Source organism: Dyadobacter subterraneus, from assembly GCF_015221875.1.
In the GTDB taxonomy this organism is placed as follows: domain Bacteria; phylum Bacteroidota; class Bacteroidia; order Cytophagales; family Spirosomataceae; genus Dyadobacter; species Dyadobacter subterraneus.
The window spans coordinates 2,619,911-2,639,331 of record NZ_JACYGY010000001.1 but is presented as its reverse complement, the minus strand read 5'-3'; the positions used below and the strand labels follow the sequence as shown (position 1 = coordinate 2,639,331).

Below are 19,421 nucleotides of genomic sequence, written 5' to 3'. Positions count from 1 at the left end.
AAATTCATTTAATACTTATTGTTTATCCCACCAGACACGTGTTTTCAAATCATCCGCACCGCCTAGTAAAGCAACGCCTTTGGCATAATTCGCTTCATTAATCCGCAGCTCATCCGCCGGATAAAACATTCTCCTTGGAATATATCCAGGTCCCACCGGCCCAACCGGAATTGTCGGAATCCCCGTTCTTCTCCATTCAGACCACGCTTCATAACCAACAAGATACAACGAAATCCATTTTTGAATACCAATTTTTTCAAGCTTTTGAGCGCTCGTTCCGGTATATGCAACGGCATCCTGTTTGAAATAGGCATCGTCAGCCGTGATACCTGCCGGAGTAAGTTTCAGGTAAGAAGTTGCGTAATTTGCAGGAATGCGAGAAGCCAGATAAGTAAACTGATCTTTTATTCCATTTTGATAATACTTTTCTGCCGCTGTTGATCCACCCGTGATATAACCCTTTTCCGCGGCTTCTGCCAGAATAAATTGTAACTCGGAATAACTCATCAATATACCTTCGCCTGCTTTTGCATTGGCAAGGTCCGGGCTGTATTGAATCGACATCCACAACATGCCCGTCGGAGAAGTAATATTGGCATTTGGCAATGATCCTATCCCATTAAGATCACCTGCATAAACGAATTTAGAAGGATCAGGGCGATTTCCACTGGCATCAATTGCGCTGCTTGCCGGCGTTGGAAGTGCATAAACATAAAGTCTTTTGTCGTTCATTTCGATCAGGTAATCGACAAGCTGTTTGGAAATTTTCGTGCTTGTTCCCCCATTTCCCGAACGGTAGAAAGGAGATTCGTTAGCTGGAATATCAGCGATATATTCCAGTGCCGCCTGATCCGCGTTTGATGTAAAAACCGGATAGGTTGTAACATCACCAACCATTTTTTTCATTTCTGCCGTCGGATCAACTCTCTTGGATTGACGCATCAATAGGCGCAATCTTAAACTGTTCCCGAATTTTCGCCAACTGGAAGTGCTGCCGTTATAAAGAATATCACCTGTTACCGACTCAGTTCCGGTACTTAACAAAGTATTAGCTTCTTCAAGATCTGCCAGTAATCCGGCATAAACTGCTTTCTGAGATTCGTATGTTGGATTACTGATGCCGGTAAGTTTTGCACTGGCCGCATCGCGAAAAGGAATCGGGCCATAAATATCGGTCAGATTTTGAAACAGCCATGACCGGAGCACCATGGCAATTCCTTTATAATTTTTTAAACCTTTCTCTTCCGAAAGCATAATAACTTCGTTCAGATCACGGATGTAATCATAATTGTTCCATAAAAAGTAGCCGCTTGCATCTGCCCGCGCCCAGTTGCTGAAATTACTTGCGTAATCGGAGGCAATTAAATTTGCCGCTATACTCCCCCGGTCGTAAGAACTTGAAAAGTTATTGTTAACGGCGGAACGTATTGCATTGGGTAACAAAAGCCCAACATTCGTTACTTCATCGGGTGAATTGGGATTTGTATTTATTTTTTCAAAGTCGTTGGTACAGCTTAAACTCAGCAGCAGTAACAAGAATGGTATAAAGCTTAACTTTTTCATAATTTCTGGTTTTGCCGTTTAAAAAATCAAGTTCAAACTAACACCCATTTCCCTTGTGGAAGGAGTACTCATATTTTCAAATCCAGGGATTAAACCGCTGCCATCCGTTGCCGTTGTAACTTCCGGATCAAAATGTTTATTGCTTTTTGGCGTAATCAGGAACAGATTTCTGCCGGTAACGGAGATTTTCGCCGTTTTTATGAATTTGCCATTTGCAAGCCATTTTGAAGGCAAAGAATACCCGATCGAAAGTTCACGCAGCTTGAAATAAGTTGAGCTGAAAAGCTGTGCTTCCGAAATGTGATCCAGCGGTTTTTTGATGAAATACCGTGCATTAGTTCCATAAACACCAGTGCTGTATGTTCCGTCTGTACTGGTGTTATTTGGCTGGTAAGATCCGTCTGCCATAAGTGCCGCACCCGGAATATAATACTTGCCATCATATTCCTTACCCGGCGTACGAGCGCCACGTCCCACTGCACTTTCTTCTAACTGACCAGAACCAACTGCTTTGTTGTAGAATCGGGAAACAAACTTACCGCCATATTGACCGCCAAACATAAAATTCAGACTTAGCCCTTTGTATGTCAACTGGTTATAGATTCCACCAGTCCAGTCCGGATGATAATTTCCCAGATAAATATCTTCGCTGGTACCTCTTGGATAAGAATCGTTGAAGATGATCACATTTCCTTTCATGGGTCCGTCTGGAACTCTTTGGTAACCAGGTCCCCAAATTGATCCCATTTTTTGTCCAACCCGAGCCTGAATAGAAGCATCTTCACCAGGAGCAGCCTGAACAATTTTATCAACATCAGGTGTTAAAGAAAGAAGTTTCCCTACATTATGAGACCAGTTTACGGTAATATTCCATTTGAAATCGCCTGTTTTAATGGGTGTAAAATTCAAGACAACTTCAACACCTTTATTTCTGATTTCACCGGCATTGATTTGTCTGCTTGTAGCGCCTGAGCTTTGTACCGAAGGAAGGCTGATGATCTGATTCTTGGATAGCGCATTGTAATACGTTACATCAAATCCTAAACGGTTTTGGAAAAAGCTTACAGCGGTCCCAATTTCATAAGTTGTGATGATTTCAGGTTTCAATTTTGGGTTCAAAAGTGATCCTGTACCAACCAAAGCATAATTACTTCCCCAGGGCGATGCATAATTGTATGTATTTTTCAAAGCATATGGACCTGTGTCATTACCCACTTTCGCCCAGCTTCCTCTTAACTGTGCCTGGCTGAAAAATTCAGGAAGATTGAAAATGCTTTTAAGATTTCCATTCAAACTGACAGAAGGATAGAAATACGAATTATTTCCAGCGGGTAATGTACTTGACCAGTCGTTACGTGCAGTTACATCCAGGTAAACATAATCTTTATAATTCAGATTGGCAGTACCGTAAAGACTGTTGATCCGTTTTTTGAATTTACTTGAACTTCCCGTTAAAGCAGTTCCCGTATTTCCAATGCTGTAAACACCTGGAATCAGCAGTTGCGGAGCAGCTACATCTTCGCTATGGCCATTGTTGTCAAAACGGTTTCCACCAGCTGAAACATTGATACCAAAATCTCCATTCCGGGTTGTGTTGTTGTAAGTCAACAGGAAATCTGCATTGCGTTCTTCATTTTTGATTTGAACAATTTCATAGCGACCGCTTTCATAATCAACCGTACTTACGGCCCACTGCATTGGTCTGAAATCGTTGTAAAAATCGTCTGCAACACGCGCCTTTAATTTCAAATGATCTGTGAAGGCATATTCGAGTGCAACGTTTCCATAAACGCGATCTTTGTTCTGCCCCTTCGTGTCCTGATATTGAAGGAAGAATGGATTGTTATGATTTTCACCGTAGTTATATTGATACTGACGAATTCCTTCCAAACCTGGCTGCCAGTAATTTTTCAGACTGTTCATGTTCACATTTCTGCCCATCCAGGTAAAGAAATACATGAACGTGCTGCGACCATAACCATTATCCGGCCGATTGTCGCTGGTTTGTCTTACATAATTGATATTGATCGAAGAAGTCAGTTTTTTAGATAGTTTGTAAGAGCTGTTTAAATTCACCTGGTAACGATCCAGATTGTTATTGGGGATAACACCTTTTTCATTTAACGAAGTAAGGGAAAGACGGTAATCTCCATGCTCGTTTCCGCCAGAGAAAGCTAGGTTGTTATAGTACTTTTTCCCGGTGGTAAAGAAATCCTTCACGTTATTTGGTTGTGAAACCCAGGGTGTCTGCAGCACGTCACCTCTGTTGCTGACAGCTACATCACCGCCCCGATAACCATTGGTAGTTGGGGAATCAAACTGAGCTCTTGTAGTTCCGATATCCATTCTTGGCCCCCAGCTTTCATCATAATCATCATTATTTCCATTTGGATAAGCCGACCAGCTTGCTCCAAAATTCGATCCGTCATATTGTCCGTTATTTCCCTGACCAAACTGATTCTGGAATTTCGGCAGCCGTCCTACTTTGGTACCGAATATATACGAGTTAAAACTTACGCCAACGCCTTTTCGGTTGCTGCCTTTTTTCGTTGTGATCACAATCGCGCCTCTCGCCGCACGTGAACCGTACAAGGCAGCTGCCGCAGGACCTTTTAAAACGTTAACCGACTCAATATCAGCCGGATTTATTTCTGACGCACTATTTCCGTAATCTGCTGAACCACTATTATTTGTATTATCATTACCAACTGGAACTCCGTCGATAATAAAAAGCGGCTGGCTTTGCATGGACAAAGAAGATTCTCCCCTGATTACAATCCTTGCAGACGAACCAACGCCGCCTGCTCCACTGATATTGACACCGGCGATTTTCCCGGAAAGGTTATTGACGAAATTGGAAGCAGGAGACTCGTTAAGTATCTCACCTTTAACCTGCTGTGTTGAATACCCAAGTGATTTTTTCTCTCTGCTGATACCCAGTGCCGTTACAACAACCTCATCCAAAACATTGTTATCTTCTTGCATGGTCACGTCGACAGATGTTTTTCCGCCTACTATTACCTGCTGGGTCTTATACCCGATAAAAGAAAATACCAGTATGTCAGCAGTTGAGCCGACCGCAATCTGAAAGTTTCCGTCCGCATCACTCGCAGTGCCTTTTTGCGAATCTTTGATCACAATATTAACACCAGGAAGACTCTGTCCTTTTGAATCCGTTACCTTTCCCTTGACATTAATATCAGCACTAACGGCATCTGATATCGAACGATTACTGTTATACGCTAGAATATTTTCTATCGCTTTATTTTTTCCAGTCAAGGTGTTTGTCCCGGCTTTGTTGACTTCCAAATCCGGAAATCGGGTTTTGACTGCGGCGTGCACCGGGCTGAAATTCCCGTTGGCAATCAGTATCCCAAACGCAAACAATCCGGCACTTTTCAGCTGGAAACGTTTTGTAGAGAGAGGTTTCATCCTAGTATCAAGTTTATGGGTATATGCTTTGATTTGTTCAATCCTAGTCCGGTGAGCGCAGGCAAAAAGCTGCCATTTGCTCAATACAATGCCAATACCATTCTGCGAAAAGCAAACTGGCTCAATAACCTGATCTGATATTATTCGATTTCAATAATCTGTGAGGAATATGAGTCCTCACAGATATAAATTATTTCTATTGATAAGTTCCGCCGATCACCTGATCGCAAAGGCCGAATGAAAGTGTCATTCCTGCGCCGCCCAATCCATTAATGATGGTAACCCCATCCTCCGGTTTTAAAACAATTTCGGTATTTCCGTTTGTCATTTTCGGGTAAATTCCATGCCATGTCTGGAATACTTTCGGCGATTTGAACTGCGCAAAAGTAGCCAGATAATCAAGAATCATCGTATTGATAAATTCACGGTCAAAAGGATCAAAGGTCAGTGCATATTCGTGCGAATCACCTACCGTAATCTCGCCAAGGCCATTTTGTGAAGCCATCACGTGAATTCCCCATTTCAAATATTCTGCATATTCTTCCTTGTATCTCGCTTTCAATGTTTCAAGAGAAGGCGCCGCTTTGAAACCATCATAATGAATCAAAGATAGTCCCCCACACAATGACGGACCAATTTTCCAGTTATCCGGCTGCGCTTCAAGCCTAAGCATCTGAAGCTTGCATTTCGTTAATGGTGAAGCTGAAAATATGGCTGGATAAAGTGTTTCAAAATCCTGACCGCTGCATACAAAAATTTCGTCTGCCGCCCACTGTTTTGCGCCTGATCTTACCGTCGGATAATCCACTTCGGCAATGGCAGTATCCCAGATAAAATTCACACCGTATTTTTCAGTAAGGTAAGCCGGAATTCCGGCAATTGCCTGCCTTGGATCGACGATCATTTCATCTTCACAAAATAAGGAGCCCAACAATCCGTTTGCATTTACGGCCGGCGACATATCCAGTGTTTCCTGAGCCGTTAATACACGAACAGGCCGTTTGTCGCTCACTTCAACAATCTCTTTCACAACATTCAGTTCATCCTGGTGGTAAGCCATATGCAAACTTCCTCCTTCATGAAACCAAAGTTTTGCACCCGTTAAAACTTCTTTCCAGATACTTTTAGCCTTTAAAGCTCTTTCGTACATCTTTCCTTCCGGCTGCCCAATAGGCCACACCATACCAAAATTGCGGATCGAGGCTCCAACTGCCTTGCTTGATCTTTCGATAACCGTAACGTGATAGCCCCTTGCACCTAATGCGCGTGCCGTTGCCAGCCCAACAATCCCTGCACCGATCACAATTGCTGATTTACTCATCTTTTTAATATCTAATCTTGTTGAGTCGTGACTGTTTGAGGCATAATAATATTGATGACATCCGAAATATCATCGATGATATGCGTAGGGTTGTATGGAATTAATTCTTCCCGCGTAAAAGCTCCGGTTGTAACTCCAATCACATATTTGCAGCCGCTGTTGATTCCCTCATTAATATCTACTTCGGTATCGCCTACTTTGGCTATTACTTCCGAGGATTTAATTTCCAGGGCCGCCTTAATTTTTTCTATCATATCAGGAAACGGACGACCGTGTTCCACTTCATCACTTGCTACAAGGAAATCAACTTTATCGGCCCAGCCCAAACGTCCCATAATAACGTCTGCAATATTTCTTGAAAAACCAGTATCCAGAGCGATTTTAATTCCTGCCTCACGCAACTTCAAAAACGTATCTTCTACATTCGGAAGCGGAACAATATCATTTGAAGTTTCATAGAATTTAATCATACTGTCAACAAACTCGGTGTGAATACTATCTATGAGCGCTTCGGTTATTTTTTGCTTTTCCGGTTCATGCTTTTCAAGCATCATTTTAATTGCGACCGGTTTCTCATATCCCATGATCGGATTGATGTTTTCAATCGCGATTGGGTAGCCGTAATTATCCATCGCATTCTGAAAAGCTATGCCCACGAAATTTTTATCTTTTACCGTGGTGCCAGCCATATCAAACACAACAAGCTCAATTGACATTTTTATATCTGTTTAATTGGTGAACTAATACTAAACATTAAAGAAATCAAAAAAACGATTAAGTAACAAATTAGTGATACAAGCAAATACAACAAGTCAATTATTACTTAACTTTTTAAAATTCAAATATTTGCTAACTATTACATTTACAAGATAAAAATACTTTAAAATTAAAATATCACCAAATATAAGTTAATAAATATTTAACAATTAACAAAAAGAACTATTTTAATATTGTAAAATTAAGTGGTTTAAACTTAATGTATATTAAGTAAATGTTAATTAATACTAAACAAATCATAACGCAGCCGATGAATTGTTTTTCTTTCGCCAAGGCTGGATTTTTTGTAAACTTTTCAAATCAACAAATAAAATAAAGTACTAAAACGATTTTCCATGCCGATTTTCTGCTCTTTGCCTTAAATTGCCGGCAGCATACCGGTTATTAAGTTAATATTTTGACCTCACATTAATCAGCCTATTATGAAGTTCGGGTTATATCAAATTGATGCTTTTACAGAAAAGGTTTTTGAAGGAAATCCAGCTTGCGTGGTTCCTCTGGAAAGCTGGCTGCCGGACGAAATACTTTTAAAAATCACCCGGGAAAATGCAGTTGCCGAAACCGCATTTTTTGTGATAACCGGTGACCGGATTCATCTCAGATGGTTTACGCCTGAAATTGAAATGGATCTTTGCGGCCATGCCACCTTAGCCACGGCTCATGCACTTAAAACAATTTTGAACTATCCGAAGGAAGAAATCATCTTCGATACTTTAAGCGGTGAACTGGTGGTAAGTACAAGTGAGGAAATGTATTTCCTGAACTTTCCATCCAGAAAAGCACAACCCGCCGAATTACCTGAAAACATCAAAAAATCGCTAAACATACAACCTAAATCAGTCCTCAAATCAAGAGATTATGTTTTGGTTTACGATACTGAAAGTGAAATAAGAAATATTAAAATTGACAGGAATTTATTCGATCAGGAGAATCTGGATCCGGGTGGTGTTATTGTTACTGCGAAAGGCGATAATTGTGATTTTGTTTCCAGATTCTTCACCCCACAGGCTTCAATTTTGGAAGATCCAGTTACGGGTTCTGCGCATTGTACGCTTATACCGTATTGGAGTGAACTATTGGGTAAAAAAGAAATGAAAGCAGAACAAATTTCTGAAAGATCAGGAAAGCTGCTTTGTTTCGATAACGGGGACCGGGTTTTGATCGGCGGAAAAGCAAAAACTTATTCTGAAGGTAATTTTTGGATTGAGTAATGAAAATTCTTTGTCAAAAGCGACAGCTTGAAACCATCGATTTGACAAAAGATTGATTATCGTCCAAAGAAACTGCCAATTGAAATCATTAATAAAAGCGATTCTTCTTTGGAGGTTCCGGCGCTGATATTAAATGCAAATTGTTCCCGGAAAGGCGTGACATAAAAACCGCCTCCATAGCCCTGATGCCAGTATTCACCAGAGGAAGGCTCACCATCAGCCCAAACTCTGCCGACATCATAAAATCCTCTGACACCTATTTTCAATGGAATGAAAGTGTTTCTGGTCTGGGTTAGCTGGTATCTTAATTCTGTGTTCAAAAAGGCGCGGGATTCGCCTGTAAATCTGTTTCTTCTAAAACCTGCCAGATCATTTAACTGACCCAAAGACAAAAGTTTGTAGAACGGCAGCTGACCTTTGGTAATACCTCCACCAAGTCTCAAACCAAAGGTCAGTGGATTTTTGTGATGGGTTGAAAGATATTGCTCCATTTCAAATTCCGTGATCGAAGCAACTTTGTCATCCGATTTGGAAACATGACCTATTTGCTGGATTAATTGCACACGAAATCCGCGTTCCGGTAAGGCAATTCGGTCCCGGAAATCCAGATTGAAAATCCCCTTTGCAAAAAGGAGGTTCAATTTTTCAACACCAAATGCATCCGGATGATCGGACAAATAGCTGTTATTTCGCTGGATTCCTTCGTCCCGTTCATATTTCGCAGTGAGCTCGATTCTGCTTAATTTCCAAAACTGACGTGTGATTCCCGCCGCGAGGGAAACGGAATTGTATTGAGTCCGGTAGTAATTATTACCCTTTTCGGTGTCTTTTTTCGTATCATTTCCTACACCAAAGAAAAAGTTGTAATTGAGTGGGCGCGACACGATAGCTTCTGAAATCCCGTCCCATTTCCCAAAAAGCTCCCTGAACTGATTGGCATAACTAAACTCGTAATTTCCCTTGGTACTAACCGATGCTTTGAAAATATGCCTGGCACTGAAATCGGGTTTTGAGAAATTCTGTCTCGTAAACGTAACGCCGCCCGTTAGAGCCACACCGGTAAATGAATTAAAAGTGATGAGTCCGAGTGGAAAATAGGTATTGTAAGCAAATGCGTTACGATCATATTCATACAATTTTTCGCTGGCCGGTTTTACATCTTCTCCCTCAACACCAAGATCAAGTTTTCCATCTTTGTCTTTTTCATAAATCAGCGTTTTTTTGCTTCCTCCTTTTACAATCGAGTGATCAGTAACAATATCATTCCCGCCTCCGCTGATTACCCGCACAAGGATCGAGTGATCCGTTTCTCCTTTGATATCAAACACATCATCTTCCAGTAATCCAAATAACCGGATTTCTTTGGTTTCCTTATTATTAAAAATTCGATGATAATAAATTTTTGACCGGATTGGCTGCCTTGTATTCTTATCAATATCAAAAACAGTGACTTCAACAGAACCATTTATGTTTCTGATTACTTCAAAAAATTCTGCTTTATTTGAGCCGACGGCATCCACTTCTTTTGCCAGCAACAGATAATATTCCTGGGCATAGCGGGTCAGATCCTTGATACGGATTTTGAGTTTTCGCTCAATTTCCTTTCCGTCCTTTTCATAAATTTCTGATGGCATATTCCTGACAGCAGTTTCAATATCCTTCTCAGTAACAGCCGACTGAATTTCTTTTGCAGCATTAATCCAGTCCTCCCTCGTCAGTTCGCTGGCGACGAAGCGATCCAGATGCCGGGCTTGCCACATCAGACTTTTCAGGCCAACGATATGATCACCAAAATTTTCGCCATTCGGAATCCCCCACTCTCTGTCCGCAATCCAGGGAATAATGCCGTCCCATCTTGAAAAAGCGTGATCTCTGTCACGCGGAACAGGACGAAAAATCTCACCATTTTTATCTTTGAAACCAGCCCATTTCCAGTTGTCTTCATGTTTGCTCCAATCACCAATCCAGAGATCAAACATCCTGGCTCGCCCAAATTCCTGTTTGTCTACCCTTTTATCATGGTCATGATACAGTTTCTCAAACATTTTAAAACTCTTTTCGATATCATCCGCGCCGGCAAATATTTTCCCCTTTTCAATCTTATCCGTAGGACGCTCTTCGAGCATACCGAAAAGATTTCCGTAATCCTTTTTGAAAGAGCCCAGTTTGTTGTCTTTTGGCAAAACATAAAGTGTGGGGGTGGCATGCAGAATTCCGATTTTATCCAAAAGTCCGGAAACAGCCATAGCGCCATAAGGCTGCTGGGTCGTTGTCTGATCTTTTAAAACCTGCGAAACAACAGTCCCTCTCAACTCAAAATCCAGTGCACGAAAAGGGTCTTTATCAACAGACCTGAACACATATTCACGGCCGTCACCTCCCACAAGTTTGAGGGAAGTCGTTTGTCTTCCTCCACCTTTTCCGCTGATTATCAATCCATTTTTGGTGGTATCCATATTCAGATAAGGTACTTCCACCGGAACCGTCCATGAATCACGGTAATGTTTGCCAAACCACTTTTCCTTGAATTTTCCGCTGGCATATTCTTCGCCTGCCGCCACTTTCACAAAACCTCTGTCGCTAACCTCCATTTTATCCGATGGCCTGACCGGATTTTTGCATGGCTGGTAAAGCGTATTTTTAACCAACGCCTCCGGTTCATCACAAGCCGAGTGCATCAGTATCCCTGTTTTGTCTTTGGTAAGTTTATTATCTGTCAGTGTGTAATTCTGATAATTTACTGCGCCGTTTGCAGCATAGGTAATTTCTACAAAACCCGTCTTGGAAGAAGTTAGCGGCGCTTTTTTATCTTTGGTAATATAATCTGCGGTTGCAATTGAACCGCTATTGATATAAAAGTTATTTTTAATTTTCAGTATCGACTCATTTCTTTCATGACCGGAAGCAAAAATCAGTGAAGAATAATCCTGAAGAATGTGGCTTAGTTTGTATCGAAACAGATCAAATCTGGAATTAACAATATCCTCACTTGTCCCGACATTTTGCCTGAATGCAACTTTTGCACTACCAATAACCGGCGGAAATAAATAGGAAGAAACCGGAAATCTACCGCCATAATTCCCTAGCGACTGCAAGGGAAAATGTGACAGGATCATTACATTTTTGTTTGTCACCTCATCCAGTGTGCCTTCAAATTCTTCGATAAAATTGTCTGTATCCGCTATGGTACAAACGTCGGATGAAGGCACTGGTTTTTCATGAGGATGATTCCACCATTGAGAATTGATAATGACAACTTCCAGCGAGGGCAAAGAATATGTCCACGGTCCGGGACAACCGCGTTCCAGAAAAATATGGAATCTGGGGTGTTTTAATTTTTGCAATGATTTTTCAAGTGTTTGCACTTTTTTCCAGCCTTTTTTGCCCGAATCATCCCAATCGCGGTCTCCCTGATTGAGCAGAATTTGAAGTTTGGGAAAACGGTTTAATAGCCCGTTGGCTTTACTTTTCCAATTATTTATCTGTTCATCCGTATAATTCTCAGGAAAAATATCACCGTTTAAAACCCACAAAACGTCTGTTGAATTAGCCGCATTGTATTGTTCTATAATGTCAAATAACTGGTCAGGGTTTTTCAGCTCAGAAGTATTTCCTGTGAGTACAACTTTCAGTTCCGCAGCTTTTATCTCAAAATTGGCAAGGAAAAAGATCGACGCAATCAACAAAAACTGTGAAACGGCATACCTGAAAAATTTTAGAAGTAGTGTTTTTCTCAAAGTGTATATTAATTTGTCCGTGAGATAAAATATTATCGAATTCAGTACAAATTAACATTTTCTTCAATTCCTTTCACATAGCCATTTAAAGGTTAATGTTGTATAAATTACATTATCAGTGTCAGGCAACGGGTTATTTTTCAGCTATTATAATCCTGAATTTATTATGATACACTACGTGTCCGTTTTCTCGGACATAAGGATCAACAGTTTTTGACACTGTTTCAAATACTTTTTCAAAACCGCTATTTTGAATAGCTCTTGCAACCGGACCGGCAGAAATCAGTCCTTTAAGAGCAATTTCCTTATCCGGATAATCCCAGACCGAAGGAATATCTTTATTGTCAATAATTTTAAAACCTGCCGCTTCCAGTAAGTTTTCCAGTAAATTATTTTCTGAAAGTGCAAAAGGACCTGGTGCTCCGGGCGGAGACGGCGGCAGCAAACTTCCTACTGCTTTCAGGTAAGTGGACGCCTCACAATCTTCCTTGTTTCCCCAAATCATAACCACGATCTTTCCGTTTTTCTTTAAAACTCTCCCCGCTTCATCCAATGCATTTTTGACATTTGCAGCATATTGAAAAGAATTAAAACCACAGACAAAATCAAAAGTGTTGTGATCAAAAGGAAGTTCTTCCATTTCCCCCGTTAAAAAATCTGCCGAATTTGTCCTTCGTTTTGCTTCCTCAATCAATTTTTCACTGGCATCAATACTTGTTACTTCTGCACCGGCTGCACTGGCAAGGCTGCTGAATAATCCCGATCCGCAGCCGACATCGAGTAACTTGTCGCCAGATTTCAGATCAAGAAAATTCAATACATAATCATAACCTGCCTTACCGGTTTTTTCCTGAATTTCTGCCCAGTCTTTTGGCTGTTTTCCCCAAAGTTCTCCCTGAATTGCTTTTGAACCCATAATTGCTGTTTTGTCAAAATTATTCCATATCTAATAAATTAAAAATCAACAACTTATACTCTAAATTTATATAAAAAATTAAAAACCGGCGATCATTTCGCCAGTTTATCTAATCTTTACCTGCTCGATTGTTTTATTCTAAAAAGTCGTATACTATTTTTACATTTAAAGATATTCATTGACATCCGATTTCGGGATAGCAGAAAATCTAACCAGTTTAACCAATTGCTCCCAATGAAAACTTTGCTCCTGTCACTCACCTTTCTTGCTATAATCTCAGGCGTTTTTGTCTTAAACTATCATCACGAAAAATCTGCACAGGCTGATTTTTACAAACAGGAAGCAATTCCAGTTTGCGGACAGTTACCTTCCGGGAATCCTGTGAAAAGTGAAAGCGGAAAATTTGTTATGCCTTTACCAGGGGCCGGGCAATATTCCTATAAAATAACCAGTACCAACGACAGCGCCCAGTTCTATTTTAATCAGGGACTTACCATGTATTACAGTTACCATATGAAAGAAGCGCTTGCCTCTTTCATGGAAGCTTCCCGGTTTGATCCACGCCATCCAATGCCTTATTGGGGACAAGCGCTTGCGATGGGACCATACTATAATGCCGCCCACTCTTACGTTTTACCGGCAACCGTTCGCGAAGTTATTGACAAAATGAACAAGGCAGCGACGTATGGTAATGACAGTGAAAAGGCGCTGATCAGCTCAATGACGCAGAGATATTCGGATGATATTTCTGATAAAAACCGGAAAACTTTGAACATCGCTTACGCCAATGCGATGAAAAAGCTTGTGGCCGGGCACAAGAGTAATGCGGATGTAAATGCGTTATATGTAGATGCCGTTATGCTCATGCATGCCTGGGATTTTTGGAATGCCGATGGTTCTGCAAAGCCGTGGACGCAGGAACTGATAGCATTATGCGAGAATATTTTAAAGGAAAATCCAAATCATCCGGCGGCTTTACATTATCACATCCATCTTACCGAGGCTTCCAGACACCCGGAAGCGGCACTTCCCAATGCAGACAAACTGAAAAATCTTCTGCCGGGGGTTGCCCACATGGTTCACATGTCAAGTCATGAATATCAAAGAAACGGAATGTACACCAAGGGTGTTCAGGTGAATGATCTGGCCGATAAAAATTTGCTGCATTATGACTCGCTCGCTCCGCACCTTCAATTAAATAAACATAGCACACATTATTTTGCAGTGCAAACCTACTGCGCCATGAGTGGAGGAATGTACAAAACCGGCATGCGTGACGCCTTGCGATGCAGAAAAAGTGTTTCGCCCGGACCTCTGCAAACTTACGACCAATATATGTTTATGCTGCCAGTCCTTACTTTGGTGAGACTTGGAAAATGGGAAGAAATCCTGAAAGACAGTGTAAAACCGGATCCAAAATGGAGTTATGCTTCTCTTCTTTCGAATTTTTCCAAAGGGCTTGCATTTGTAAACACCGGTGATGTAATTGCCGCAAAAAAAGAGCTGGAAATGCTTCAACAAAACAGCAAAGATCCAATTTTGAGCAAAGTCCGGATTCCATTTAATGCACCAACTTTCATGGCTGCCATAGCGGAAGACATCTTAAATGCTTCAATCCTGTTTTCAGAAAAGAAATTTGATAAAGCTTTTGACAGTCTGGATAAAGCGATAAAAATTGAGGACAATCTGGTATACACTGAGCCCAATGACTGGCCGATTCCGGCAAGACAGTTTCTGGGAGCTTTTCTTTTAAAAACAGGAAAATTTGCCGGGGCGGAAAAAGTGTACAGGGAAGATCTGGTGATTAATCCTGGTAATGGCTGGTCTTTGGTAGGGTTATCAAATAGTTTGAAGGCACAACGAAAAAATGGCCAGCTGGCTGCTTATAAAACAAAATATCTGCGCGCATTTGCGAGTTCAGAAAAAATCCCGTCGGCGTCAGTGTATTCAAAATAGCAGAAAAAGCTTTTAATTTTAGTACTTCTTTCAGGCAAAACAGATTTGATTAAGCACGTAACGGTTACATTTTTTTATTAATTCAAAAAAAATTTGCAGATTTAGAAGATTTTGAACTCGAATTACTCAACGTACAATGAAATACCTTCCCATTCCTCATAACGAAAATGAAAGGTTAAAAGCACTGAAAAACTACCAGATTCTGGACACGTATAGTGAAAAAGAATTTGACCGGCTCACCGAGCTTGCTTCTGTAATTTGCGACACTCCGATTTCACTTGTATCTCTGATTGACGAAAAAAGGCAGTGGTTCAAATCAAAAAAAGGACTTGATATACCAGAGACATCCCGAGATCTTGCATTTTGCCAGTATTCGATCATGGAAAATGTAATTTTTGAGATTGAAGATGCCACCAGTGATGAACGTTTTAAGGATAATGCACTCGTAACGGGAAATCCACACATTCGTTTTTACGCAGGTGTCCCATTGGTTGATCCAAAAGGTTTTGCTCTGGGTACGCTTTGCGTTCTTGATGATAAAGCCAGAAAACTTAGCGACCAGCAAAAAAATGCTCTGAAATTAATAGCAGAGCAGGTTATGTCGCTTATCGTAGATCAGCGGAAACGCCAGGAATTAAAATATTTTGAGCGAATTTTTCAGCTGTCCAATGACCTGATATGCATTGCCGGTGCGGATGGCTATTTTCGTCAGATTAATCCTGCCTTTGAACAATTACTTGGTTGGGATGAGAAATTTCTTCTCAGAACTTCCTTTTTCGAACTTACTCATCCGGATGATCTGGAAAACACTTACAACCAGATTTCCAAGCTTTCTTCGGGAGTTCCCGGTATAAATTTCACACAAAGATTCCGTCAGAAAAGCGGAGAATATTTATATCTGCAATGGGTTGCCACACCCGAACCTTCAACCGGAAATATTTTTGCTATTGCACGGAATATTACCGAAGAGAAAATTCAGGAGCAAAAATTACAGATCAGCGAAGATAATTTCCGCTCGTTCTTTGAAAATTCTCAGGGACTGATGTGCACACATGATCTTAAAGGTAACTTTATAACGGTCAATGCAGCCGGTGCTCAGTTGCTGGGTTATTCCACAACGGAGGTTTTGACGATGGGGCTTGCAGACCTGATTCCTGCCAAACATCATTATGCGCTTCAATATTATTTGAAAGAAATAAAAGAAACCGGAAAATCCAGCGGGCTGATGACTACGCAGCATAAAAACGGTTCTTATCTGATATGGAGCTATCATAATATTCTTGTACACAATCCTTACGGAGAGGATTATATCGTTGGCAATTCCATTGATGTGACTGAAAGTCAGCAACTTGCCGAGCGCTTGCAAAGAACTCAGGAAATGCTGGTGCAAACTAACAGGACCGCGCGTGTTGGTGGATGGGAAGTGGATATTGCTTCCGGAAAGGTAAACTGGTCGGAAGTCACCAGGCAAATCCATGAAGTTGATCCTGATTATGAACCAGATTTGGTTACTGCTTATCAGTTTTATCCGGATGAAGACAGCAGAAAAATGCTTATGAAAGCGGTGGAACTGGACATTGCCGAAGGAAAAGGTTACGATCTGGAACTTGAATTAGCCACCGCAAAAGGGAATTCCATCTGGGTTCGAATTATTGGAAATGCTGAAATGGAAAACGGAATTTGTAAAAGAATTTACGGAACGTTTCAGGATATTGACGAGAAAAAAAGGGCTGAACTTGAAACCGCTAAATCCAGAAAATTACTGGACGACGTATTGAACGCCGCTTCCGCCGTCAGCATTGTTGCTACCGACGTCAATGGCTTAATCACAGTATTTAATAAGGGTGCCGAGAATCTTTTGGGTTATGCATGTGAAGAAGCAATTGGACATTTCACTCCGGAAATTTTTCATACGACGGATGAATTAAAAAAGCGGTCGGCAGAATTAAGTGAACAGTATGGCATGCCAATTAATGGTTTCCGGGCGCTGGTTCACAAGGCAGAAAAAGATGGTTTTGAAGTAAGGGAATGTACTTATAAAACAAAAAACGGCGAGCTTTTTCCGGTTTCCTTGGCAGTAACGATGATTCGCGACCTTGATAATGCGATTATCGGATACCTCGGCGTAGCAACCGATTTGTCTGCGCGTAAAAAAGCGGAACAGGAACTTATCGCCGAACGCGCCAGACTTTTGGCCTTTGTGGAGCACGCGCCTGCCGCTGTGGCCATGTTTGACAAAGACATTAAATATCTGGCTATCAGCAGAAAATGGCTTGAAGAATATCATTTGACAGACCGCGATATTATTGGTTTAACACATTACGAGGTTTTCCCCAACATTGGAGACAATTGGAAAGAGATTCATCAAAGGGCATTGATGGGCGCAATTGTGACAAAAGAAGAAGAAATGTGGATACCTCCGGGATGGGATCATGAACAATACCTCAAATGGGAAGTGCGGCCATGGTATCATTTTGACGGTTCGATTGGCGGGATTATGATGTTCACGCAGGACATCACTGAAACTGCGCTTGGAAGAGACGAATTGAAACACGCCAAACTTCTTGCCGAACAAGGGAATATTGCCAAATCTGAATTTCTGGCCAACATGAGTCATGAGATCAGAACGCCGCTCAACGGAATTATCGGTTTTACGGATCTGGTTTTAAAAACCCAGCTGAATGATACACAAAAACAATACTTGGGGATTGTAAACCAATCGGGAACAGCGCTGCTGAACATCATCAACGATATTCTGGACTTTTCAAAAATTGAAGCCGGCAAACTGGAACTGGATATAGATCAGTGTGATATTTTTGAAATTGCCTCGCAATCAGCCGACATTATTTCATTTCCGATCCAGAATAAAGGTCTGGAAATGCTGCTTAACATTCCTGCCGATTTACCCCGTTTCGTGTGGGTTGATGAAATCAGGCTGAAACAGGTTTTGATTAATTTGCTTAGCAACGCCGCCAAATTTACCGAAAGCGGGGAAATTGAGCTAAAAATTGAAATGCTTGAATATAAACCCGAAGATAATAGTCAGGTTACGTGTCGGTTTTCGGTGCGCGATACCGGTATCGGAATCAGGGAAGAAAAACAGGCAAAAATATTTGAAGCATTTTTGCAGGAAGACGGTTCTACAACAAAAAAATATGGCGGCACAGGGCTTGGTTTGACAATTTCCAACAAGCTTTTAGGTATGATGGGAAGTCATCTTCAACTAAAAAGTGCTCCGGGAATTGGCAGTACTTTCTTTTTTGACCTGACCCTGAAATCAGAACCGGGAGAACCTATCCTGTGGGAACATGTCGATGCTATCAAGCGAGTTCTTATTGTAGATGACAATGACAATAATCGCATCATCCTTGAAAAAATGCTTGAAATCCTGAAAATTGAATCTTCTCAGGCAAAAAGCGGCTTGGAAGCGCTGGATATGATTGTAAACGGGGAAATGGTTTTTGACGCTGTCCTGATGGATTATCATATGCCGCAGCTGGATGGACTGGAAACGATCAGAGAACTTCGGATCACCTATGGATTGAGTGCGGACCAACTTCCAATTGTGTTGCTGAACAGCTCTGCGGATGATGCAGCTGTTTTAAAAGGATGTGAAGATTTGAAAGTAAATTACCGTTTGATGAAACCCATCAAACTGAATGATATTTTTATGTCGCTTTCCCGGTTGTCCCAAAAGGGAAAAATTGAAGAATATCATCTTTTACCCGGAAGTAATGAAATTGACACAAGCGGACTTGTCATTCTGATTGCAGAGGATAATCCGGTTAATATGTTTTTGGCAAAAACCGTAATAAGAAAAATTGCACCAAACGCGGAAATTATAGAGGCTGAGAACGGTTTGAAAGCAGTTGAATTATGTAAAAAACAATTACCTGCAATCATTTTCATGGATGTGCAAATGCCCGAAATGAATGGTTACGAAGCAACGGTGGCTATCAGAGATCTTGAAGGCGAAAATCACGTTCCAATCATCGCGCTGACAGCCGGCAATGTAAAAGGTGAAAAGGAAAAGTGCCTTGAAGCCGGTATGGATGATTTTGTGACGAAGCCTTTTGTTGAAGATATAATCTGGCAGATGCTGAATAAATTTTTAGGCCTGGACGCCCCTCGAAATAAAGAGAATAAAATGGATCCCGCCTCGGTATCTGATAGCAATCATTTTGATATTGAAAAACTTAACAGCACTTACATGAATGATAAAGAGTTTATTCGTGAACTGCTGGAACTGACCAAAAACGGACTAAACAATAATTTATCAGATTTAAAACAGTCTTTCGCAAAACAAGATCTGATAGCAATCAAAGCTTCCGGACATAAATTGAAAGGCTCTTCTTCATCTGTTTACCTTAATCATGTTGCCGAGCTTTCGGGAATTTTGGAACGTTTAACTGTTTTTGACAAAACTTTTATTGAAAAATTACTGACAGAACTGGAAACTGAAATTGAATATCTTTTACCCATTCTTGCCGAGCAATAATCTTTTTATC

The 19,421-nt window shown here is 41.0% G+C and carries 9 protein-coding genes; 3 read left to right on the top strand and 6 right to left on the bottom strand.

Annotation, left to right across the window (positions count from 1 at the left end):
* Positions 1-15 precede the first annotated feature (15 nt).
* From IEE83_RS10820 to IEE83_RS10805, 4 genes are all read right to left on the bottom strand, one after another.
* Entirely contained in the window at positions 16-1,563 is a 1,548-nt protein-coding gene (locus IEE83_RS10820; protein ID WP_194120596.1) for a SusD/RagB family nutrient-binding outer membrane lipoprotein, read from the bottom strand.
* An 18-nt stretch (positions 1,564-1,581) separates the two neighbouring features.
* Complete coding sequence (locus IEE83_RS10815; protein ID WP_194120595.1) at positions 1,582-4,995, bottom strand: SusC/RagA family TonB-linked outer membrane protein; 3,414 nt, start codon at positions 4,993-4,995, stop codon at positions 1,582-1,584.
* 196 nt (positions 4,996-5,191) lie between these two features.
* Positions 5,192-6,316: a TIGR03364 family FAD-dependent oxidoreductase gene (locus IEE83_RS10810; RefSeq protein WP_194120594.1), complete on the bottom strand. Its 1,125-nt coding sequence runs from the start codon at positions 6,314-6,316 to the stop codon at positions 5,192-5,194.
* Between the two features lie 11 nt (positions 6,317-6,327).
* Entirely contained in the window at positions 6,328-7,032 is a 705-nt protein-coding gene (locus tag IEE83_RS10805; RefSeq protein ID WP_194120593.1) for an HAD hydrolase-like protein, read from the bottom strand.
* Positions 7,033-7,515: 483 nt separating this feature from the next.
* Between IEE83_RS10805 and IEE83_RS10800 the strand changes: the two genes are divergently transcribed.
* Positions 7,516-8,304, top strand: coding sequence for a PhzF family phenazine biosynthesis protein (locus IEE83_RS10800; RefSeq protein ID WP_194120592.1), 789 nt, complete (start codon positions 7,516-7,518; stop codon positions 8,302-8,304).
* A 56-nt stretch (positions 8,305-8,360) separates the two neighbouring features.
* Here IEE83_RS10800 and IEE83_RS10795 read toward each other — a convergent pair whose 3' ends face one another.
* On the bottom strand, positions 8,361-12,041 hold the full coding sequence (locus tag IEE83_RS10795; protein ID WP_228101766.1) for a BamA/TamA family outer membrane protein: 3,681 nt from the start codon (positions 12,039-12,041) through the stop codon (positions 8,361-8,363).
* A 133-nt stretch (positions 12,042-12,174) separates the two neighbouring features.
* Positions 12,175-12,957: a class I SAM-dependent methyltransferase gene (locus tag IEE83_RS10790; protein WP_194120591.1), complete on the bottom strand. Its 783-nt coding sequence runs from the start codon at positions 12,955-12,957 to the stop codon at positions 12,175-12,177.
* Positions 12,958-13,191: 234 nt separating this feature from the next.
* Between IEE83_RS10790 and IEE83_RS10785 the strand changes: the two genes are divergently transcribed.
* A complete protein-coding gene (locus IEE83_RS10785) occupies positions 13,192-14,913 on the top strand; it encodes a tetratricopeptide repeat protein (protein ID WP_194120590.1) in 1,722 nt (573 codons plus the stop codon).
* Positions 14,914-15,049: 136 nt separating this feature from the next.
* Positions 15,050-19,411 carry a PAS domain S-box protein gene (locus IEE83_RS10780; protein WP_194120589.1) on the top strand — a complete coding sequence of 1,454 codons (4,362 nt, stop codon included), beginning with the start codon at positions 15,050-15,052 and terminating at the stop codon, positions 19,409-19,411.
* The last annotated feature ends 10 nt before the right edge of the window (positions 19,412-19,421 follow it).